Here is a 19,320-nt window from a genome sequence, read left to right on the forward strand (position 1 = left end):
CTCAGCAGGTGGCCGCTCTCCAGCGTGCCGACCCGACAGCGTGGACAGTGTCCGACCTGCCAATCCTGGACGCGGCCAGGCGCAGGCTGGGCAACCCGGCCGCGTCGCGGCGCTCTCGTGAGCGCAAGGCCGCCAGCACCGCTGAACGCGAGCGCATGGCGGAGGTGGTGGGCGATCTGATCGCCACCGACGACTCCGAACTTCACGTCATGTCGATGCTGCGTGGACAGGACCTGAGGGCCACGCTCGCAAACGCAGGCGCGGAGCCCATCAATGGCCGCGATGTACTTTCCGGGCCGTTCGCGCACATCGTCGTCGACGAGGCTCAGGAACTCACGGACGCCGAGTGGCGGATGCTGCTATCCCGCTGCCCCTCGCGTAGCTTCACTATCGTCGGCGACCGCGCCCAGGCACGCCGCGGCTTCGCGGAGTCTTGGCGTGAGCGCCTCGAACGGATCGGCCTCGACCTGATCGAGGTCTCCACACTGAGCATCAACTACCGAACTCCTGCCGAGGTCATGGAAGAGGCAGAGCCGATCATCAAGGACGCAATCCCCGACGCGAACGTTCCCACCTCGATTCGCACCACGGGCGTACCCGTCGTGCATGCGCCGACCCACGACCTCGACGCGATTGTCGATCGCTGGCTCGCCGAGCACATCGACGGCATCGCTTGCGTCATCGGCGATCCCCGATATCGGGCGACGTCGCGCGTCAGTTCGCTGACCCCCGAGCAGGCCAAGGGGCTCGAGTTCGATTTGGTCGTGTTGGTCGAGCCGCAGGCGTTGGGGATCGGAATCGAGGGTGCAGTGGATCGCTATGTCGCGATGACAAGGGCGACGCAACGCCTGGTGGTTCTCACCGCCTAGCGAGCTTCCTCTCGGAAAGGGCCCATCCAGGGCGCTCGTTTGCACTCCGACTCACCTGAGCCGCTGGCGCGGCGTCGCTCGACCTACGTGACATCCGCCAATGCCCCAGTCACCTCATAGAACCGCACGAGGAAGGCCCGCTCGTCGAGGCGCCTGCGCCGCAACCAGTGCGTCACCTCTTCGTTGCACTTGCTCGCGTTGCAGGACCTGCACGCCGGGACGACGTTGTCGAGCGTGTAGCGCCCGCCGCGCGAGATGGGAAGCACGCAGTCGCGCTGGAGCGACGCCCCGGCAGACGCCTGGGCTCCGCAATACGCGCAGCCTCCCCACGCGGCGAGGATCGCGTTCCACTGCGCGGGGGTGAGGTCGTTGTCGGCAGCGTCGACTCTGCGCTTGCGCCTGCGGGCGGCGCGGGCTCGACGGGTGTGGCTGACGGCCATGTTCGTCAGGGTACGGCGCCACCGGTGTTCCGGTTACGCAGCCGCGCGGACGCGCAGCGCCCTGGCAGCAGCGTCCACGTCGCTCGCATCGTTGTAGACGTAGAACGACAGTCGAGCGCGACCGCTGCGCGCGGAGGCGCGCACACGAGCGTCGGCCAGTTGGCGTGCATCAACACCACCAACGGCCACGATGGTGCTGTCGCTTGGCGGCATGCCCACCGCGTCACGGAACTGGTTGGCCAGGCCCACGCTGTAGTCCCGCACGTCGGATCGGCGTAGCCCGGCGAGTAGCTCAAGCGCCACCGCCCCTGCCTCGACCAGTTGCCATGGCGGGGAGGTGTCGAAGCGTCGTGCCGTGGCGCTGAGGTGCATTGGCGGTCCGTAGAGGTTGTTCCAAGGCTCGTCGGTGCCGTACCAGCTGGCGTTAACTGGGCGCAGCCACGTGGCGCGTGGGTGCACCGTGGTGAGGGCGATGCCACGCGGGGCCGTCAGCCACTTGTACGCGGCGGAGACCACCACGTCGAAGTCGCGGGACCGCATCGGCAGCCACCCCGCCGCATGGCTCGCATCGATCAACGTCTTGGCGCCGACTGCCCGTGCGGCTTTGGCGAGTGCGTCCAGATCCATCACGCGCCCGTCGGACGATTGCACGGCGCTGACCGCGACCAGGTCTACGCCAGGGCGCACCGCGTCCAAGAGGCCCTCGAGGGGCACCAGCGTCACGTCAAGCCTGCCGTCAGCCATGAAAGGAAACAACACCGACGCGAAGTCGCCCTCTGCCGCGAGCACCCGCGAGCCCGGGGGAAGCGACGCGGCCACCATCCCCACCACCTGGGACACCGATCCGGCCAACGCGACGTCGGTGGCCTCGCCGCCGACGATCCGCGCGTACGCAGCGCGCATCCGGTCGACCGGCCCGTCGAGTGCGGCCGGATCGACCCGGCCAGCTGCCCAGTCGCCCACTGCCGCGTGGAGGGCCACGGCGGTCGCTCGCGCAGGCAGGCCGACACTCGCGGTGTCCAGGTACCCGGGCACGCGGTCGAACGCATTCGCGACGGCGACATTCATCATGATTCCCAGCATTGTCCGGTATCCGGACTCACACAATCCACTGTTGTTGTTACCTAAACCTCAATGGGATGATGGTCTGGTGATCGACGTCGAACGACTCCTCATCCTGCGTGCGGTAGCCCGGCATGGCTCCAAGGCCGCCGCCGCCCGCGCCCTCGGCGTCGCCGAGCCCACCGTCGCCCATCACCTGCGCGCACTTGAGCGCTCAGCCAACGTGCCACTGACGGTGCGCGCTGGCCGCGTCACACAACTCACCCCCGCCGGCCAAGCTTTGCTCGAGCACGCGGACGCCATCGCCGTCAGCCTCGACAATGCCGAGCGGGCGCTGCACCAGCACGCGGAACTCAGCGTCGGCCGCCTCCAGATCGCCGCGTTCACCTCGTTTGCCTCGATGGAGCTCCCGGCACCGCTCGCGCTGTTCGCCCGCACCTACCCAGGGGTCGAGATTGGGCTTGTCGAGGCAGAGACCGACGACGCTCTCGCCTTGCTGCGCGACGGCGCGGCCGACCTCGTCATCGGCTTCGCTGACACCGCCACACCCCCGCCGTCTGGCCTACCGCTCACGTGGCTCAAGCACGATGAGTACTTCACGGTGCTGCCGGAGGCCCACTCCCAAGCCCGCGGCCCTCACGCGGATATGGCCGCACTCTCCGGAGATCGCTGGATCTCCGGGTGCAACCGTTGCCAGAACCACCTCAACGCGCAGGCCGCCGAAGCGGGGTTCACGCCAGAGATCGCATTTGTGACAGAGGACTACGTCACCGCCCAGCACCTGGTGGCCAACTACTTGGGCGTCGCGCTGTTGCCGCGCATGGCGATCGACGCAAGCCCGCCAGTGCCAGGCATCGTCACCCTGCCAAGCAATCCCCCGACCTACCGGGAGATCTTCGTCACCGCAGGGCATGATCCCGCACCCGCTGCGCTCGCGTTCGCGGCAATGCTCACCGGCGCATAGCGAACGCTAGCGGGTGGCGGGTTCCTTGTCGGGAACCCCGACGGCCATGGTGAGCAGTCGCTCCGGCACAAACGGTGACGTCATGGCACGCAGCAGCGCAGAGTAGTCGGGGGTGAATCGCAGTTCCGAGCCGGCCGCGAGACGTCCGGGCGTCTCCAGCACGAGGTGATCGCTGCTGGACGCGAGGATCGACATGCCCACCGGCGGGGTGAGTCCGTCAGGGTCGACGTCCTGGCGACCAAGCGCCACGATGGTCTGGACAATGGTGCCGCGACTGCGCGCCGCATCGGGCTTGCCAAAGGCGGCCTGACCGCGCAGGCCCCACGGAGCCGTCGGCTTGACGAGCGACTCGATGACCGGTGCAACCACCGTGAAGGCGTCTTGACGCAGGCCGGGAACGGGCTTGCGCGTGAGCGGATCGAGGCCCAGCAGGATCGACTCGCCCAGCCGCAAATCGTTGATGGCGCCCACGCGGTCCTTGCCCAGAGCCCAGGCCAGGTTGGCGGAGTTTCCCCCGCTCACCAGCGGTGTGGGCACACCAAACTTGGAGCCGATCGTGGTGGCGAGAGCGGAGAGCTCCTGCATCTGGTCGTCGCCGGGGACCACGCCACTGCGGCACGCCAGGTTGGTGCCGATGCCGGCGAGCACCACGTGCCTGGTGCGGGAGATGACGCGGGCGGCGTCCAACACGTCGGCCACCATGATGCCCTCGCGCAGATCCCCCAGTTCCACCATCAAGATGATGCCGTGGATGAGGGCCCGCTTCCCGGCCGCTACTGACAGTGCCGTGACGATCCCGAGGTCGCTCACCATGCTCGCCTGAGAGCACGCGACCGCGCGGTCGGCCCACTCTGGGGCAGGTGCACGAAGCAAGGTCATGGGAACTCGAATGCCCGCGTCGCGCATGGCCTCGAGGTTCTCGATGCGGGAGTCGGCGAGGCGCTTGACGCCGCCGCGCATCATGGCGTGCGCGACCTCTGGCGAGCCGAGAGTCGCCTTGGTCACGCCAGTGACGCCGATGTTGCGCCGCTTGAGGGCCTTCACCAGTTCGTGAGCATTGTGCTCCACGGCGGTGAGGTCGATCTCGATGCGGGGCGAGATCATCTGATCTCCGTCGGTTGCGCGAGCGGCGCCAATAGCAACGGGAACGCGTCTGTCACCATCACCACGAGTTCCTGGGGGTCGCGCCACAGCGCGTCAGTGGCGGGGATGCCCAACTCGGCCTCGTACAGGATCGCTGCAGCGTCCACCTCGGCGGGCGTCATGCCCTCGTGATTGATAGTCAGACCAATCACTGTGGTCTTGCCGAACGCCTCGATGAGGGCAACCTCTGTGGCGGCCAACGGCATCGGCACATCGGGATAGTCGGACAACATGGTGCGCGCGGGCGCGTGCTGCATGATGACCGCCTGGGGGCGCGAGGCCCGCAGCACCACGGTGGAGCTGAGGTAGGCGGGGTGGCTGAGCGCGCCCTGGCCCTCGATCACGATGACGTCGGGGTGCTCGCCCTCCCACGCCGCCACCACGGCGCCCTCAAGTTCGCCCACGCCAAACTGTGCGGGAATCGCATCGAGCGCCACGCCGTACTTGGCTCCTTGCATGAGTCCCGTCTGACCGGTGCCCACCATGACCGTATGAATGCCCGCATCGTTGAGCGCCTTGGTGAGCAACGTCGACGTGGTGCGTTTGCCGATAGCGCCGTCGGTGCCCAGCACCGCGATGCGCACGCAGTCCACCGTGTCGATCGCGCCGTCGAACATGCGCAAGTCCTTGGTCGCGTGCGGCCTGCGGACGTCGTGAAGCACCACGTCGGAGATGGCGGCGGCGGTCGCGATCTCGAGGTCGTCGTTGAGGAACTCGTGCAGGCCAGACACGATGTCGAGTCCGGCGGTCACCGCCTCGAGCACCGCCTCGCGGTCCCCAGCGGACATCAAGCCACTCAGCGGGGCCAAACCAAAGATGAGCGCGTTGGGAAGCGGCGCGGGCACGCTGGCGACAGTCGCACCGTCGGCGACCGCCGCGAGAGCGTCCGTGAGCGTGGCGACCACGGGGATTCCCGCGTGCTCGCCGCCCAAGGCAACCCCAGCGTCGTGCCCCGCATGGGTGGAGTCGATCACGGCGACAATGCGGTAGCGCTCGCTCGACCGCACCAGACCGTTAGCGGTCTTGCCGTCGATCTTGGTGAAGTTCCCCTCGCAGTAGATGACCGCCGTGGGGCGCGCCGCGGGACGCGCGGGCGTGGGGAGGTCAGGGACAGGGGTGATGAACGGACGCATGCGGCAAAGCCTCGAGTCTGACTCAGGGGAGGCGCCGGGATCGTTCCGGCCAGGAGGCCGGTGTCAACGAGAGGTCCCCACTAAGAAGTGGTGGACTCCTAGTGTACGCGGTGGGTGCAAACGGAACGGCTGGCCTCAAGGCACCCACGCCGGGTGGTTGTCATGTGCGGAAGCACAGGCGCGCGCGGTGCGTTGACCGTGCATGACCGACACCCCCGCCACCCGCGCGCTTGCCGCCTCAGGAATCGACCACCTCGTGACGGCGCACGGACCCGTGCGTTCTCTCGATGAGGCGGCGGCCGCCCGCGGACTTGAGCCTTGGCAGATTCTCAAGACCCTGGTGGTGCGACGCGCCGACGACGACTTCTTGCTGGTGCTCGTGCCAGGCGACAGGCAGATCAGCTGGCCCAAGCTGCGGGAGCTGCTGGGCGTGAGCCGCCTGTCGATGCCTGACAAGGAGGTGGCCCGCGACGTCACCGGCTACGAGCGCGGCACCATCACCCCGCTCGGAGCACTGCCGTCACCCGCTGGCGAGCCGTGGCCCGTCATCGCCGACGCCCTGGTCGTCTCCCGCGAAGGCCCCGTCTCGATCGGCGCAGGGGCGCACGGCCTCGCGGCCAGCGTGGACCCGACGCAGCTGGTCGAGGTGCTCGCGGCGCGCGTGGCCGACGTCACGGAACCGGCCTAGCGTCAACGTGTCACCGCATGGAAACGCTCGATCATGCCGCGGCCCAGCCGTTCGGTCTCCACGATGTCCAACTCCAACTCGCGCGCAGCAAGCGACGGCCTCCGCGTGAAGTGCTCGCCAAACATGGGCCGCGTGGCGCTTTCTGCCACGCGTTGCAGGATGCGCAGCGGCGTGGAGGTCGAGGCGATGTGGTCGGCCATCAGCAGTGCGCCTCCCGGGCGCAGCACGCGCAACGCCTCCAGCAGAGCGCCGCGCACCTGGGGCACTCCGCACAGGGAGAAGGAGAAGACGACGGTGTCGAACGACGCATCGGCCGCCTCCAGCGCCATGGCATCACCCTCGATCACCGTGGCGCGTCGACCAGACCTCGCGACCGTGCGCTTTGCCTGCGCCACGGCGCGCGGGTTGTGATCGAGCCCGGTCAACTCCAAACCGGTCCGGTACAGCGGCAACGAGGGCCAGCTGCCCACACCGATCTCGAGGGTGTCCCCGCGCGCACGCTCCACGAGCCAGCGTCGGCTCTCCACCATCACTTGGGTCCGAGAACTCACCATGGGACGATCCTAGGGATGCGTCACCGGCGCACCCTCGCGGGCCAACACGGAACGCTTCACGTCCACGCCCCACGCGAAGCCCGTGAGCGCGCCCGATGCCCCCACCACGCGGTGGCACGGCACAAAAAGTGCGACGGCGTTGCGTCCGCATGCGGCGCCCACCGCCCGGCTCGCCCCTGGGCTGCCGAGCGCGGCGGCCAACTCCCCGTAGCGGCGCACCTCGCCCACCGGAATCTGGCGCAGCGCCTCCCACACCGCCGCCTGGAACGCGGTGCCTCGCTGTGCGACAGGGACGCTCCCGGGCGCCGAGACGTCTCCCGCATAGAAGGCGCGTACGGCGGCCGATGCGGTGCACTCACCCTTGCCAACGTCGTCAGGGGTGATGCCCGCGCGGGCCGCCACCGCCGGGACATCGTCCGACCACGCCGACGCCACGACGTCGCCGTCTGGGTTCTCGATGAGGGTGAAGGGGCCGTCGGGGGTGTCGAGTGTTTGGTACGTGTTCATGAGGTGCCTCCAAGGGTCGAGGTGCGGCGGGGTGCAGAGGGGGAAGGTACGGCCGCCCTCCACAGGTGCATCATCAGGTAGCTGCGCCATGGGGCGAGCGCGGCGGCCGCGGACTCGAGCCCGCGAACTTCGTGCGGCAGGCCGAGCGCCTTGGCACCCGCCCGCGCGGCCGAGTCCCCCGTGAGCAACACGTCAGGGCTGCCCAGCACCCGCAGGGACACATAGTGGGACGTCCATGGTCCGATGCCGGGCAGGGCTTCGAGTCCAGCCGTGAAGTCTTCGCGGGTGGCGCCGATGTCGAGCGACACCTCGCCACTGGCCATCGCCTCGCACGCACGCACCACTGCGGAGCGGCGCGCGGCCGGACCGCCCACCACCTCGAGCGCATGCTCGGCGAGCACCTCTGGCCGAGGGAACATCCGGGTGACGGCGCCGCCAGCGAGCGCGGGGGGAAGCGGCTCGCCCAAGGCGTCGGCGACGCGCTGAACGGCCGTGCGGGCGGCCGCCACCGAGACTTGTTGGCCGAGGATGGCGCGCACCACCATCTCGGCCGGTTCGAGCGCGCCGGGAATGCGGATCCCTGGCCGCGCCGCCACCGCGGGCGCCACGAGCGGGTGCGCCGCGAGCGCGGCGTCGATCGCCTCAGGGTCCGCGTCCAGGTCCACGAGCCTGCGCGCGCGGGTGAGCAGGGACGGCAGGTCGGCCAGGTGTTCCACGCGCGCTGTGACCCGCACGGCCCCTGGCTCTGGGGCGATCGTCACGACGGCGGCTCCGCTGGCCAGTCGCACTGACCGGGTGTACGCCCCGCCAGCCGCTGACTCCGCCCCGGCAAGCGCGCGCGTCGAGAGCCAATCGACAACGCCAGCGCCGTCGAACGGTTCGCGCGCCGCGAGTCTTACGGTCACCGCGCCGGGGCCGGCCTGAGCGCCCTGATCGACGCCAGCCTCCGCACGCCGGGCCCGCTCGCGCAAGGCGGTGGGCGTCATGCCGAACACCTCGCCGATGGTGTCGTTGAACTGGCGGATGGAGGAGAAGCCAGCCGCAAACGCCACGTCGCTCGCGGGCATCGGCGTGGACACCAGCAAGTGCCTGGCGTTGTGTGCGCGCTGGGCGCGGGCCAGCGCAATGGGCCCGGCCCCCAACTCGTCTGTGAGCAGCCTGCCCAGTTGGCGCGGCGAGTAGCCGAGCCGTGCCGCGAGCGCCGGGACGCCGTCGCGGTCCACCACGCCGTCGGCGATGAGGCGCATGGCCCTGGCAGAGGTGTCCTCCCTCACGTTCCACTCGGGGCTGCCGGGGACGGCCTCCGGAAGGCATCGCTTGCACGCCCGGTAGCCGGACACGTGCGCGGCGGCCGACGTGCGGAAGAACTCGACGTTCTCTGGCTTGGGGGTGCGGGCTGGGCAGCTGGGGCGGCAGTAGATTCCGGTGGTCCGCACGGCCATGACGAACTGCCCGTCAAAGCGTCGGTCGCGCCCGGACGACGCCCGGTAGCAGGAGTCGGCGTCGAGAGTGGTCGCGGTCATGGGTCAAGACTGCCTGGCTTCACGCCCGCGCGCTAGCGGTTTTCGGACATCGCGGTGGGAGGCTGCGGAAGAGAAATAGGGAACGACCCGGTCGAGGGGGGGTTGACCGGGCCGTTCCCCTCCAATTACACACCATCGGCGTCGCGATTGGCTACCAATGGGCGAAAAAGCTGCCCCCAATGTGGGGGGCATCACAGCGCAACGCCGGTGTTCATCGTCCATCGCACACGCTGCGCTCCAGCCTGCCACACTGGGGGCATGACTCACGATTCTGCGTCGTCCCTGCTAGCACTCCACACCGGCGGCCCCGTGTTGACACTCGTCAACGTGTGGGACGCGGAGTCGACCCGATTGGTCGAGAGCGCGGGTGCCGCGGCACATGCCACGGCTAGCTTCTCTGTGGCCGAATCGCGCGGCTTCACAGACGGCGAGAACATGCCCGTCGATGTGGCGATCGCTGCCGTGGCGGAGGTCTGCGGCGCGACGTCGCTGCCGGTGACCGCCGACCTTGAGGCGGGCTACGGCGACGCTCGCGCCACCGTGCGACGCGCGGTCGCTGCTGGCGCGGTGGGCGCGAACATCGAGGACCGCATGGACCCCCTTGAGGAGTCGGTGGCTCGGATGGAAGGCGCGTTGCAGGGCGCGGCCGACGAGGGGGTCGACCTGGTGCTCAACGCCCGCACCGATGCGTTCATCGTGAGCGACCTTGACCGCGCGGACAGGGTCGCGCAGGCGATCATCAGGGGTCATGCCTACCTCGCCGCTGGCGCCACCTGCGTGTTTGTCCCGCTGGCGCCGCAAGAGGTGATCCCGTTACTGGTGAGCGAACTGGGCGAGGGCAAGGTCAGCATCTTGGGGCACCCGGACGGCCCCCACCCCCAGGAGTGGCAGAAGCGCGGGATCCATCGCGTCAGCTTTGGGCCGTTGCTGTGGCGCACGGCCCCTGAAGAGCGGGCCGATCTCGCGGCGCGGCTGCTCGCGACTCCGTAGCGTCGGGGGCTCTGCGACTACTGGACCCCGACGGCTCCTAGGTCGTGGCGGGTGGCGCCGGGTTGCGCACCCCCAGCCACGAGACCACCCCGCCGAGTGCCAGCAACACCGCCACAAACACGGCCGCACGGTGGAAGCCAGCGAGGTCCAGTTCGCCGCCTACCACCGCACCCAGCGCCGCGACTGCCACCAGGCTCGCCACGCGCGCGATCGCGTTGTTGACGGCCGAGCCGATGCCGGAGCGGGAGGAATCGATGGCGCCCAACACGGCGGCGGTCAGGGGCGACACCGTCGCGGCCAGCCCCACGCCAAACAGCAGCACGCCCGGCAGCAGCTGCGTCCAATACGAGAACGGCTCCGTGACCCTCAACATCAGCAAGGCGCCACCTGCCATCGCTAGCGGACCGAACGTCATGAACCACCGCGGACCCACGCGACCGGCTACGGCACCGGCGCGCGAGCTGAGCACCACGAGCGCGAGCGTGATCGGCATCGTCGCCAAACCCGCCGCCGTCGCGCTCAGCCCCGCGCGCTCCTGGAGGTACACGGACACCACAAATCCGTTCAGGCCGAGCGCCCCATAGACCAGCAAGGTGGCGAGATTGCCCCACGCGAAGTTGCGCGCCGCGAACAGGGTCAGCGGCAGCATCGGCTGCGCAATGCGCGCCTGACGCCACACAAACCACGCGAACACCGCGGCCCCGGCAAGCCCCGAACCCCACACCGTGGGGCTGGACCACCCCAGGTTGGGCTGCTCGATCAGCGCGAACACCGCGCCTCCCAACCCGAGCGCGCACAGGGCCGCCGAGACCAAGTCCACGCGGGCGTCGTCCCGGCGTACGTCGCGCGCCTCGACGCGCGCCAGCAGCAACAGCGCCGCGCCTATCGGCACCACGTTGATGAGGAATGCCAGCCGCCACGACGCAAGATCGACCGCGAGCCCTCCCAGTAGCGGGCCGGCGATCATGGCACCGGACGTGGCCGCGGTCCAGGTGCCGATGGCCCTGCCACGCTCCGCGCCGTCAAAGGAGGACATGATGAGCGCCAGCGAGGACGGCACCAGCATGGCCCCAGCCACGCCTTGCACCAGGCGAGCCACGATCAAGACGCCAGCGGTGGGCGCGGCCGCGATCGCCACGGAGGCGATGCCGAACAGGATGAGGCCGATGCGTAGCACCCGCTGGCGTCCAAAGGCGTCCGACACTGATCCGGCGACCAGAATGAGTGAGCCGAGCGTCAACAGGTAGGCGTCCACCGTCCACTGTTGGGTGGTGAGGCCGCCGCCCAGCTGATCGACAATCGCAGGCAGCGCCACGGTGACGACGCTCATGTCGAGGAACGCGACAAAGCTGGCCGTGATGGCGATGGCAAGGATGAGGCGTTGCTGAGGGCTTCTGGCAGCGCCGGTAACGGTGCGGGACACCACTTCAGACTAGGTGCGACGCGAACGGCGCGGGCGACGGCGTCGTCTCCCGTGTCCCGCTACCGTGGCGGCATGGGAATCCTGGACCGCTTTCGCCGCAACCGCCCCATGTCCGAGTCCGAGCTCGACGAGCGTTCGCAAGTGGACGGCATCAAGTACCGGGACCTGCAAGTGGTGGGCCAGTTGACGCAGATGGGGGCAGACCTCAAGGCCCCGCGTCACACCATCTTCTACCTGTACTTCCCTGCGCAGGCCACCGCCACGGCCGCCGCCGACGCGCTACGTGCCGCGGGAATGGCCGTCACCGTTGGCCCCATGCCGGAGGACTACCTGGCGGAGCACCCGGACGCCCCCAACCCGTGGCGGGTCACGGCCGAGCGCTCCGACAAGGCCCTCGTGCCCGACTTTCTGCGCGACATGATCGACCAATGCGCAGCGGTGGCCGAGGAGTTTGGCGGCGAGTACGACGGCTGGGAGTGCGGGCTTAACGATGCCGAGCAGGCGATGATCAAGGCGCAGCAGGAGCAACGGCGGCAGTAGTAACCCGGCGGCGTGGCTCTTGCGGCTTTCGCCGCTTCGTGCACACCATGAGGAATGAGATTCCTCGGTCGTTCCAGGAGTGAGACCCGTCGCGAGGTCGAGGCGTTGCGCGCCAGGCCGCACACCAGCGTGCTGGTGATCGGCGGCGGCATCAATGGGATTTCCGTGTTCCGCGACCTTGCGCTGCAGGGCGTGGACGTCACCTTGGTGGAGCGCGGCGACCTGGCTGCCCAGACGTCGGCGGCGTCTTCACGCATGATTCACGGGGGCCTGCGCTACCTCGAGTACGGGGAGTTCCGGCTGGTGCGCGAGTCCGTCGAGGAACGCAATCGCCTGCTGGCGGCCGCCCCTCACCACGTGCGCCCGCTCGCCACCACCGTCCCCATCCGCAGCGTGTTCGGCGGCCTGGTGGCCGCGCCCACGCGGTTCCTCACCGGCCGCAAGCCGCGCCGCCACACGGAGCGCGGGGCGCTGCTGGTCAAGGCGGGCCTCAGCTTGTACGACACCTACTCGCGCATCGGCCGCGCGCCAGACGGCACCGCCGTACCCCGCCACCACTTCGCTGGCCCCCGCCGCAGCAGGCGCGAGTTGCCTGACCTTCACCCGGCTACGCGGTTCACCGCCACCTACTTTGACGCGGCCGTCCACGCGCCGGAGCGGCTCGCGCTCGAGGTGGCGCGCGACGGCCTCGAGCACGGCCTGAGCGCGCGGCTGGCCACCTACGTGAGTGCAGTCGGCACGGACGACGGCACGGTCACCTTGCGTGACGAGGTCAGTGGCGACACGTTCGCCATGCGCGCCGACGTGGTGGTCAATGCGTCCGGCCCGTTCACCGACCTCACCAATGCGGCGCTCGGCACCCCCACCGATTACATGGGCGGCACCAAGGGCTCTCACCTGGTGCTCGACCATCCCGTGCTGTTGCGCGCGTGCCGCGGGCGCGAGATCTTCTTTGAGAATGCCGACGGCCGCATCGTGCTGGTGTACCCCATGGGCGGCCGCGTGATCGTGGGCACGTCGGACATTCCGGCCGACGCGCGCGAGGTGGCCGTCTGCACCGAGGATGAGGTGGACTACTTCATCGACCTGGTCGCCAGGGTGTTTCCCCACATCCCGGTGACTCGCGAACACATCGTGTACCGCTTTGCCGGCATCCGACCCCTTCCCCGCCAGGACGACGCGGAGCCGGGGCGCATCAGCCGCGACTACGCCGTGCGGGAGGGCGCGCTGCCGGACGCAGAGGACGTGGCCGTGCTCAGCATCGTCGGCGGGAAATGGACCACGTTCAGGGCGCTGGGCGAGCAGGTGGCTGACCTGGTGCTGGACGTCTTGGGACTGAACCGCGCCGCCTCCACTGCTGGCCGCGTGATCGGCGGTGGCGTGGGGCTTCCTGCCGCCGACGACCGCGACGAGTGGATCGCGCACCACCTGTCTCGCGTCACGACGCAGCGGGGACGCGTGCTGTTGGCGCGGTATGGCACGCGCGCCGTGGAGGTCGCCGACGCGGAGGCTGGCACGCCCGCTTTGCGGACGGCGCCCGGCTACACGCGCGGAGAGGTCGAGCACCTGGCACGCGAGGAGCACGTGGTGCGGCTGAGCGACGTGGCGCTGCGCAGAACATCGCTCGCGTTCGAGGGCGCGCTCAGCATCGCGGTGCTCGACGAACTGGCCGACGCCGTGGGCGCCGCGCTGGGCTGGAGCGGGGGACGCAGACGACGCGAGGTGAAGGCAGTGGTGGAGGAGATGTCCACGCGGCACGGCGTGCGGCTGAGGTCACGCGCTGGAGTGGAGGCATGAGCGGCGACTATGTGATCGCGATCGACCAAGGCACCACCTCCACGCGGGCGATCGTCTTCGACCACGCCGGCGCGATCGTGTCGACTGGCCAACTGGAGCATCGGCAGTTCCTGCCGCGTGCGGGCTGGGTCGAGCACGATCCTGCAGAGATCTGGGCCAATACCAGGCGGGTCATCGGCGAGGCGCTCTCGAGTGCCGACATCACCCGCCAGCAGATCGCGGCGGTGGGCATCACCAATCAGCGCGAGACCACGGTGGTGTGGGACCGCCACACTGGAAAGCCCGTCTACAACGCGATCGTGTGGCAAGACACCCGCACCCAGAGCATCGTCGATGCCTTGGCGGCCGACGGTGGTGACGACAGGTTCCGCGGGCAGACGGGCCTGCCGCTCGCCACCTACTTCTCCGGCACCAAGATCCGCTGGATTCTCGACAACGTGGACGGCGCCAGGGAACGCGCGGAGGCTGGCGACCTGCTGTTCGGCACCACCGACTCGTGGTTGCTGTGGCACCTCACTGGCGGGACGAGCGGCGGCCTGCACGCCACGGACGTGACCAACGCGTCGCGCACCCTATTGATGGACCTGGACACTCTCGACTGGGATGAGGGCCTGTTGGCGGCCTTCACGGTGCCGCGCGCGATGATGCCGCAGATTCGATCGTCGTCTGAGGTGTACGGCACGGTGGGCGGGCACTCGCTGCTGCGCGGGGTGCCGGTCGCGGGGATCCTGGGCGACCAACAGGCCGCGACCTTTGGGCAGGCGGCGTTCGAGAAGGGCGAGTCGAAGAACACCTACGGAACGGGCAACTTCATCATCGTGGGGACGGGCGCCGAACGGGTGGCGTCGGAGCACGGCCTCATCACTACGGTGGCCTACCGCCTGGACGGCCAGCCAGCCAGGTATGCGCTGGAGGGCTCGATCGCAGTGACCGGCTCCCTGGTGCAGTGGGTGCGGGACAACCTGGGGATGATCTCTTCCGCCAGCGAGATCGAGAAGCTTGCCGCCGCAGTGGAGGACAACGGTGGGGCGTACATCGTGCCCGCCTTCTCCGGACTGTTCGCCCCGTACTGGCGGCCAGACGCACGCGGCGCCGTGGTGGGACTCACGCGCTTTGTCACCAAGGAGCACTTGGCGCGCGCCGTGTTGGAGGCCACCGCGTTCCAGACGCGCGACGTGATCGAGGCCGTGGAGGCTGACACCGGCGTGCGGGTTCAGGAGTTGCGCGTTGATGGCGGGATGACCGTCAACTCACTCCTCATGCAGACCCAGGCAGATGTGTTGGGGATTGACGTGGTGCGGCCGGTGGTGGCGGAGACGACGGCGCTGGGCGCGGCCTACGCGGCGGGACTGGCGGTCGGGTTCTGGTCGGGTTTGGACGAGTTGAGGGCGCAGTGGCGCGAGGACGCGCGGTGGTCCCCAGCGATGCCTCGCGATGAGGCCGAACGGATGTACCGCAACTGGCGCAAGGCGGTGAAGCGCACCCTCGACTGGGTGGACGACGACGTGGACTGAGCCGTCAGCGTCGGGCCCCAGCGTCGGCCGGGGTATGGCGGTCAGCCGATGCCGACGGAGCGCTGCGCGTTGATCATGCGCACCTGGCTGGGCAGGGTGAAGAGGTCGATGAGCCACATGATGCCGAAGACTCCGCCGGTGAGCAGATAGATCACGCCCCGCAGGATCTTGCCCAAGTAGAAGTGGTGCACGCCAAGAACGCCGAGAAAGAACCACAGGATGTAGGCGATGGCGAGGTCCTTGGGGGGAAGGACGGGCTGGCTCGCGTTCATGATTGCTCCTAGGCGTGGGTCTGATGAGTGAGCGGTACTTTTGTACGCTTTTGTGCCGTTTTGTGCTCGTCGATCCGAATCTCGTCCCTCTTTATCACCTTTCTCCGCTGGCAAACAGGCCTTTGGTCTATTACTGTGACATTGGCCACACACCGCGTGTTGCCACCGTTCGGACCCGGGCCCGCACATGACCCGCCTCCGGTAGCTGAGGAGCTCGAGAACAATGTCGCCCACTGTCGCGCGCACATCTTCCTTCAGGCGCATCGCCGCCGCGATCGTTGTGACGCTGATCGCCACCATGGGGATCACCGTCGCCAGCAGCCCCACCGCGAGTGCCGATACGGGTCCGTTCTCCGACGACCACATCTCCGTCACGGTCTCCGGCATGTCCATCAGCACCGACTACTCCGTTGTGGGCCGTCCCGACATTGGCGACATCGTGAGCGCCGATGTCACGGTGATCGCTGGGGACAAGGATGTCTCGCTCGCAGCCATCCTGTGGGACGACTCGCTCGTCCCCTACGGCCTTGGCACACAGATCCCCGCAGGTGAGAGCCGGACCGTCACCGTCTACAAGCTCGTTACCCGCGACAAGCTCGGCCACCTCGGTGAGGGGCCCTTCTTCGACGACATCAGCGTGTCATACGGGTACAGGTCGGGAACGAATTTCCTCGGCTGGCCCACCTACAGCTGGACGTCCCTCACCGTCGATAGCCCTCCCCCGTTCTATGCGCCAGGCGCCCCGTTCACCGTGGCAACCACGATCGACATCACGGAGACCGGCGTCGTCGACGGCTTGGTGCGCGAGGGCGACACCGTCGGCTACACCACTACGGTGACCAACACGTCTGGCTACGTCATGGTGCTCGATGCTCTACCTGGCTACGACGACTTCACAGCACCCGTCACCCTCGATGACGGTGAATCTGCCACCTTCCATCGCACCCCCGTGGCGGTGACGTACAACGACATGGTCGCGGGCCTGGTCGACTTCCCGGACACCCAACTTGAGTGGAGCGCGGACTTCACCGTGATCCCGGACCTCATCACCATCGCGGACTTGTACACGGGCACGTTCCCCGTGCCGGTAGGGGCCGCAACCACCGAGACGATCAACACCACATTCGATTCCTCAGTGACCTACACGGTGAACACTGCGGCGGGCGCAAACGTCCCTCTGGGGGACGCGGTGGCTGGCGATGTCATCGACTTTGTGGTGGGCGCCACCAACACTGGCAACGTCACCATGAACTACGTGGGCATTGCACTCGACGGTTCGTGGGGACCGGCCGCCGACGCCAAGTCGAAGAACAACAGCGCGTTCCTCGCTGGCACCTCGCTTCCCAACGGCACCGTCAAGGCCAAGCACCTGAAGTCCTCCGGCAACGGCATCTTCGAGCCGTACACGCTCACCCCCACCGATGTCGCCCTCGGCTATGTCGATCTGACCACGAGCGTCCAGGTAGCCCCGTCTCAGGCGCTGTTTGACGGGGACCCCGCTTCCTACACGCACACCGCATCCGAGCGCGTGTTCCTCAGGGAGTTCAACACCAAGGCGCAGCTCAGGTTCACCAAGGCGCAACTCAACGACACCAACGGCGACGGCATCGGCCAAGAGGGCGAGACCATCACGTACCGGGTCCGGTTCAAGAACAACGCAGACCAGTCCCTACTCATCGACTCCGCCTACGACGCCGCTGGCTCCGACATCGCGACGCCGGTGGGCGGCCACTTCACGGGCAAGACTCGCGCTCCAGGCAACACCATCGCCAAGAAGTGGACGCACACGATCACCGCTGCTGACGAGGCCCGCGGCTCGATCGACGTGGGCGTCACCACCGACTACACGGGCCAGGCCGACTGGGCGACCAACTCGCGCACCAAGTGGGCGCCCACCATCGCGACGGGTCCCTACGTGGCCCCGCCCACCACGCTGGACACCTCGGCCACGTACGTCGACGGCAATGGTGATGGCTTCCCGTCCATCGGCGAGACGGTGACGGTCACGGTCACGGCGGCCAACATTGGCACGTACCCGCTCACCGGGCTGGTGGTGACGGACGCCGCTGGCTCCGACGTGACTGGCCTGCTGCCGGCGTTCTCCGGCACCATCGCGGCTGGCAGCTCCGAGACCCAGACGTTCACGTACGTGCTCACCGCGCCGGACTTCGCTCGCGGCTCGCTCGCCTACTCGACCGAAATGACGGCCGATGGCATGGCAACCACGGCGTCATCCACGTCGGTGAACCTCACGGACATCACGTTCCAGGCCTACGCGAGCGATCTGCTCACGATGGCGGAAGGCGGCATCTCCGTGTGCCTTCCGGACCTCACACCCACGTCAACCGTGGTGATCGGTAACTCGGTCACCGTGACGCCTGGCGCCTCCTGTGTCTTCGGCGGCGCGCCAGACGACTACCGGGTGGTCGGCTTCTCCACCCCGATGGTGTTGGGCACCCACACGTTCTCCGTGGTGGTGCCTGGGGCCATGGGTGTGGGCGCTCACAGCCTGGGGCTCTATGGGCCCGACGGTGAGCTCGTGGGCTGGAAGGCCGTGACGGTCAAGGACCCGATCGCCTTCTCTGGTCGCGGTCGCACTGACGGCGGCGCGCTCGCCTACACCGGGCTCAACGAGGACGGCATCGCGGTTCTCGCTGGCGGCGCGGCGGCGTTGGTGCTGCTGGGCACGGCATCGATGGTGGTGGGGCTGCGACCGCGGCGTACGGGGACCACCCCGGCACTCTAAGCTCCGAACACGCCAGCAGAGGCGGGCGCCGTCGTTGAGGGCGGCACCCGCCTCTGCGCGTGGGGGCGTTAGGGTCGTAGTCTGCTTTCCCGTCCCCCGGAGGTTGCCATGCCGGCGTATGAACTCGACGGCCGCCTCGTGGTGGGCGTGGCGTCGAGCGCGCTGTTCGACCTGACGGAGTCCGATGCGTACTTTCGGGCGCATGGCGAGGCCGCCTACGCCGAGTATCAGGACCGGCTGTTGGACACGCCCTTGGAGCGCGGGCCAGCGTTCCCGTTCATCGAGCGGCTGCTGCAGCTCAACGATATTCGCCCAGGGGACCCGCTGGTCGAGGTGATCGTGCTGTCGCGCAACGACGCCTCGACTGGCCTGCGGGTGATGCGCTCCATCGAGCATCACGCCCTGCCTGTGACGCGCGCGGTGTTCACTCAGGGTCGCTCGCCGCTGGACTACATCGGCGCGCTCGGCATGAGCCTGTTCCTGTCTTCCCACAGGGACGACGTGCTGACCGCAGTGCGCGGTGGGCATCCCGCCGGGTACGTGTTGCCCCACACCGCCGCCTACGACGACGCCGATCGGTCCTTGCGCATCGCCTTCGACTTTGACGCGGTGCTGGCCACCGACGAGTCGGAGCGCGTCTTCCAGACAGAGGGGATGGCGGGGTTTGTGGCGAACGAGGTGGCCAAGCGGGACGTGGCGCACTCGCCCGGGCTGCTGCAGCCGCTGGTGGCTGACCTGAACCGCATTCAGAGGCTCGAGCAGGAATTGCAGGCCGCGGACCCCACGTATGAGCCGCGCGTGCGCATCGCGCTGGTGACGGCGCGGGCGGCCCCTGCACATGAGCGGGCCGTGCACTCGCTGAGGTCATGGGGAGTGACCGTCAACGACGCGTTCTTCTTGGGCGGGATCGAGAAGCGGCGCGTGCTGGAGGTGCTGCGGCCGCACCTGTTCTTTGACGATCAGGACGGGCACCTGAGCGGGGCGTTGAAGCACGTCGCGGGCGTGCATGTGCCGTACGGAGTCGCGAACGAGGGCTGAGCCGCTAGGCGTCGCGTCCCTTTTGCCTGCCTTTGCGGCACCAGAAGTGAGCCGCTTCGCGTCAGTTCGGCAAAACTCCTGGTTACTAGGTCCTTAGTCCCGTACTGTGGCGTACGT

Annotated in this window: 18 protein-coding genes; 9 read left to right on the forward strand and 9 right to left on the reverse strand. The window is 68.5% G+C overall.

Annotated elements, in window-relative coordinates:
* Window positions 1–353 precede the first annotated feature (353 nt).
* Complete coding sequence (locus QZZ33_RS12520; protein ID WP_366475605.1) at window positions 354–869, forward strand: hypothetical protein; 516 nt, start codon at window positions 354–356, stop codon at window positions 867–869.
* 83 nt (window positions 870–952) lie between these two features.
* On the opposite strand, the gene QZZ33_RS04500 is transcribed toward QZZ33_RS12520, so the two are convergent.
* Together QZZ33_RS04500 and QZZ33_RS04505 are read right to left on the reverse strand one after the other, a co-directional pair.
* Window positions 953–1,309 carry an HNH endonuclease signature motif containing protein gene (locus tag QZZ33_RS04500; RefSeq protein WP_291378470.1) on the reverse strand — a complete coding sequence of 119 codons (357 nt, stop codon included), beginning with the start codon at window positions 1,307–1,309 and terminating at the stop codon, window positions 953–955.
* Between the two features lie 33 nt (window positions 1,310–1,342).
* Window positions 1,343–2,380: an aminotransferase class V-fold PLP-dependent enzyme gene (locus tag QZZ33_RS04505; protein ID WP_291378471.1), complete on the reverse strand. Its 1,038-nt coding sequence runs from the start codon at window positions 2,378–2,380 to the stop codon at window positions 1,343–1,345.
* On the opposite strand from QZZ33_RS04505, the gene QZZ33_RS04510 reads away from it, so the two are divergent.
* A complete protein-coding gene (locus QZZ33_RS04510; protein ID WP_291378472.1) occupies window positions 2,379–3,335 on the forward strand; it encodes a LysR substrate-binding domain-containing protein in 957 nt (318 codons plus the stop codon). The genes QZZ33_RS04505 and QZZ33_RS04510 overlap by 2 nt on opposite strands.
* A gap of 6 nt (window positions 3,336–3,341) precedes the next feature.
* On the opposite strand, the gene QZZ33_RS04515 is transcribed toward QZZ33_RS04510, so the two are convergent.
* Window positions 3,342–4,439: an alanine/ornithine racemase family PLP-dependent enzyme gene (locus QZZ33_RS04515; protein ID WP_291378473.1), complete on the reverse strand. Its 1,098-nt coding sequence runs from the start codon at window positions 4,437–4,439 to the stop codon at window positions 3,342–3,344.
* On the reverse strand, window positions 4,436–5,611 hold the full coding sequence (locus tag QZZ33_RS04520) for a DUF1611 domain-containing protein (protein ID WP_291378474.1): 1,176 nt from the start codon (window positions 5,609–5,611) through the stop codon (window positions 4,436–4,438). Before QZZ33_RS04520 ends, QZZ33_RS04515 begins: the two co-directional genes overlap by 4 nt.
* Window positions 5,612–5,813: 202 nt before the next feature.
* On the opposite strand from QZZ33_RS04520, the gene QZZ33_RS04525 reads away from it, so the two are divergent.
* A complete protein-coding gene (locus QZZ33_RS04525; protein WP_291378476.1) occupies window positions 5,814–6,299 on the forward strand; it encodes a YbaK/EbsC family protein in 486 nt (161 codons plus the stop codon).
* A gap of 2 nt (window positions 6,300–6,301) precedes the next feature.
* On the opposite strand, the gene QZZ33_RS04530 is transcribed toward QZZ33_RS04525, so the two are convergent.
* From QZZ33_RS04530 to QZZ33_RS04540, 3 genes are read right to left on the reverse strand one after another with little or no spacing between them, the layout of a single operon-like run.
* The gene (locus QZZ33_RS04530; protein WP_291378477.1) at window positions 6,302–6,853 is read right to left on the reverse strand and encodes a class I SAM-dependent methyltransferase; all 552 of its coding nucleotides are present in this window, start codon (window positions 6,851–6,853) and stop codon (window positions 6,302–6,304) included.
* A gap of 9 nt (window positions 6,854–6,862) precedes the next feature.
* Window positions 6,863–7,360, reverse strand: coding sequence for a methylated-DNA--[protein]-cysteine S-methyltransferase (locus QZZ33_RS04535; protein ID WP_291378478.1), 498 nt, complete (start codon window positions 7,358–7,360; stop codon window positions 6,863–6,865).
* Window positions 7,357–8,883: an AlkA N-terminal domain-containing protein gene (locus tag QZZ33_RS04540; protein ID WP_291378480.1), complete on the reverse strand. Its 1,527-nt coding sequence runs from the start codon at window positions 8,881–8,883 to the stop codon at window positions 7,357–7,359. The genes QZZ33_RS04535 and QZZ33_RS04540 overlap by 4 nt, the downstream gene beginning before the upstream one ends.
* A 258-nt stretch (window positions 8,884–9,141) precedes the next feature.
* On the opposite strand from QZZ33_RS04540, the gene QZZ33_RS04545 reads away from it, so the two are divergent.
* Window positions 9,142–9,873 carry an isocitrate lyase/phosphoenolpyruvate mutase family protein gene (locus QZZ33_RS04545; RefSeq protein ID WP_291378482.1) on the forward strand — a complete coding sequence of 244 codons (732 nt, stop codon included), beginning with the start codon at window positions 9,142–9,144 and terminating at the stop codon, window positions 9,871–9,873.
* 37 nt (window positions 9,874–9,910) lie between these two features.
* Here QZZ33_RS04545 and QZZ33_RS04550 read toward each other — a convergent pair whose 3' ends face one another.
* The gene (locus tag QZZ33_RS04550) at window positions 9,911–11,296 is read right to left on the reverse strand and encodes an MFS transporter (protein ID WP_291378483.1); all 1,386 of its coding nucleotides are present in this window, start codon (window positions 11,294–11,296) and stop codon (window positions 9,911–9,913) included.
* A gap of 72 nt (window positions 11,297–11,368) precedes the next feature.
* On the opposite strand from QZZ33_RS04550, the gene QZZ33_RS04555 reads away from it, so the two are divergent.
* From QZZ33_RS04555 to glpK, 3 genes are read left to right on the forward strand one after another with little or no spacing between them, the layout of a single operon-like run.
* The gene (locus QZZ33_RS04555; protein ID WP_291378484.1) at window positions 11,369–11,836 is read left to right on the forward strand and encodes a ribonuclease E inhibitor RraB; all 468 of its coding nucleotides are present in this window, start codon (window positions 11,369–11,371) and stop codon (window positions 11,834–11,836) included.
* A 54-nt stretch (window positions 11,837–11,890) separates the two neighbouring features.
* Window positions 11,891–13,633, forward strand: coding sequence for a glycerol-3-phosphate dehydrogenase/oxidase (locus QZZ33_RS04560; RefSeq protein WP_291378486.1), 1,743 nt, complete (start codon window positions 11,891–11,893; stop codon window positions 13,631–13,633).
* A complete protein-coding gene (gene glpK, locus QZZ33_RS04565; RefSeq protein ID WP_291378488.1) occupies window positions 13,630–15,147 on the forward strand; it encodes a glycerol kinase GlpK in 1,518 nt (505 codons plus the stop codon). The genes QZZ33_RS04560 and glpK overlap by 4 nt, the downstream gene beginning before the upstream one ends.
* Before the next feature lie 41 nt (window positions 15,148–15,188).
* Here the strand turns inward: glpK and QZZ33_RS04570 are convergent, their stop codons facing one another.
* Window positions 15,189–15,419, reverse strand: a complete 231-nt coding sequence (locus tag QZZ33_RS04570) for a TM2 domain-containing protein (RefSeq protein WP_291378489.1) — start codon at window positions 15,417–15,419, stop codon at window positions 15,189–15,191.
* Window positions 15,420–15,642: 223 nt separating this feature from the next.
* On the opposite strand from QZZ33_RS04570, the gene QZZ33_RS04575 reads away from it, so the two are divergent.
* Window positions 15,643–18,165 carry a hypothetical protein gene (locus QZZ33_RS04575; RefSeq protein WP_291378490.1) on the forward strand — a complete coding sequence of 841 codons (2,523 nt, stop codon included), beginning with the start codon at window positions 15,643–15,645 and terminating at the stop codon, window positions 18,163–18,165.
* A gap of 108 nt (window positions 18,166–18,273) precedes the next feature.
* Window positions 18,274–19,203: a 5'-nucleotidase gene (locus QZZ33_RS04580; RefSeq protein WP_291378491.1), complete on the forward strand. Its 930-nt coding sequence runs from the start codon at window positions 18,274–18,276 to the stop codon at window positions 19,201–19,203.
* The last annotated feature ends 117 nt before the right edge of the window (window positions 19,204–19,320 follow it).

Source organism: Demequina sp. (genome assembly GCF_016278775.1).
Classification (GTDB): Bacteria; Actinomycetota; Actinomycetes; order Actinomycetales; family Demequinaceae; genus Demequina.

Coding starts and splice junctions, on each gene's coding strand:
- QZZ33_RS12520 (WP_366475605.1), top strand. CDS start 354: ATGCTGCTATCCCGCTGCCCCTCGCGTAGCTTCACTATCGTCGGCGAC.
- QZZ33_RS04500 (WP_291378470.1), bottom strand. CDS start 1,309: ATGGCCGTCAGCCACACCCGTCGAGCCCGCGCCGCCCGCAGGCGCAAG.
- QZZ33_RS04510 (WP_291378472.1), top strand. CDS start 2,379: ATGATTCCCAGCATTGTCCGGTATCCGGACTCACACAATCCACTGTTG.
- QZZ33_RS04505 (WP_291378471.1), bottom strand. CDS start 2,380: ATGATGAATGTCGCCGTCGCGAATGCGTTCGACCGCGTGCCCGGGTAC.
- QZZ33_RS04515 (WP_291378473.1), bottom strand. CDS start 4,439: ATGATCTCGCCCCGCATCGAGATCGACCTCACCGCCGTGGAGCACAAT.
- QZZ33_RS04520 (WP_291378474.1), bottom strand. CDS start 5,611: ATGCGTCCGTTCATCACCCCTGTCCCTGACCTCCCCACGCCCGCGCGT.
- QZZ33_RS04525 (WP_291378476.1), top strand. CDS start 5,814: ATGACCGACACCCCCGCCACCCGCGCGCTTGCCGCCTCAGGAATCGAC.
- QZZ33_RS04530 (WP_291378477.1), bottom strand. CDS start 6,853: ATGGTGAGTTCTCGGACCCAAGTGATGGTGGAGAGCCGACGCTGGCTC.
- QZZ33_RS04535 (WP_291378478.1), bottom strand. CDS start 7,360: ATGAACACGTACCAAACACTCGACACCCCCGACGGCCCCTTCACCCTC.
- QZZ33_RS04540 (WP_291378480.1), bottom strand. CDS start 8,883: ATGACCGCGACCACTCTCGACGCCGACTCCTGCTACCGGGCGTCGTCC.
- QZZ33_RS04545 (WP_291378482.1), top strand. CDS start 9,142: ATGACTCACGATTCTGCGTCGTCCCTGCTAGCACTCCACACCGGCGGC.
- QZZ33_RS04555 (WP_291378484.1), top strand. CDS start 11,369: ATGGGAATCCTGGACCGCTTTCGCCGCAACCGCCCCATGTCCGAGTCC.
- QZZ33_RS04560 (WP_291378486.1), top strand. CDS start 11,891: ATGAGATTCCTCGGTCGTTCCAGGAGTGAGACCCGTCGCGAGGTCGAG.
- glpK (WP_291378488.1), top strand. CDS start 13,630: ATGAGCGGCGACTATGTGATCGCGATCGACCAAGGCACCACCTCCACG.
- QZZ33_RS04570 (WP_291378489.1), bottom strand. CDS start 15,419: ATGAACGCGAGCCAGCCCGTCCTTCCCCCCAAGGACCTCGCCATCGCC.
- QZZ33_RS04575 (WP_291378490.1), top strand. CDS start 15,643: ATGTCGCCCACTGTCGCGCGCACATCTTCCTTCAGGCGCATCGCCGCC.
- QZZ33_RS04580 (WP_291378491.1), top strand. CDS start 18,274: ATGCCGGCGTATGAACTCGACGGCCGCCTCGTGGTGGGCGTGGCGTCG.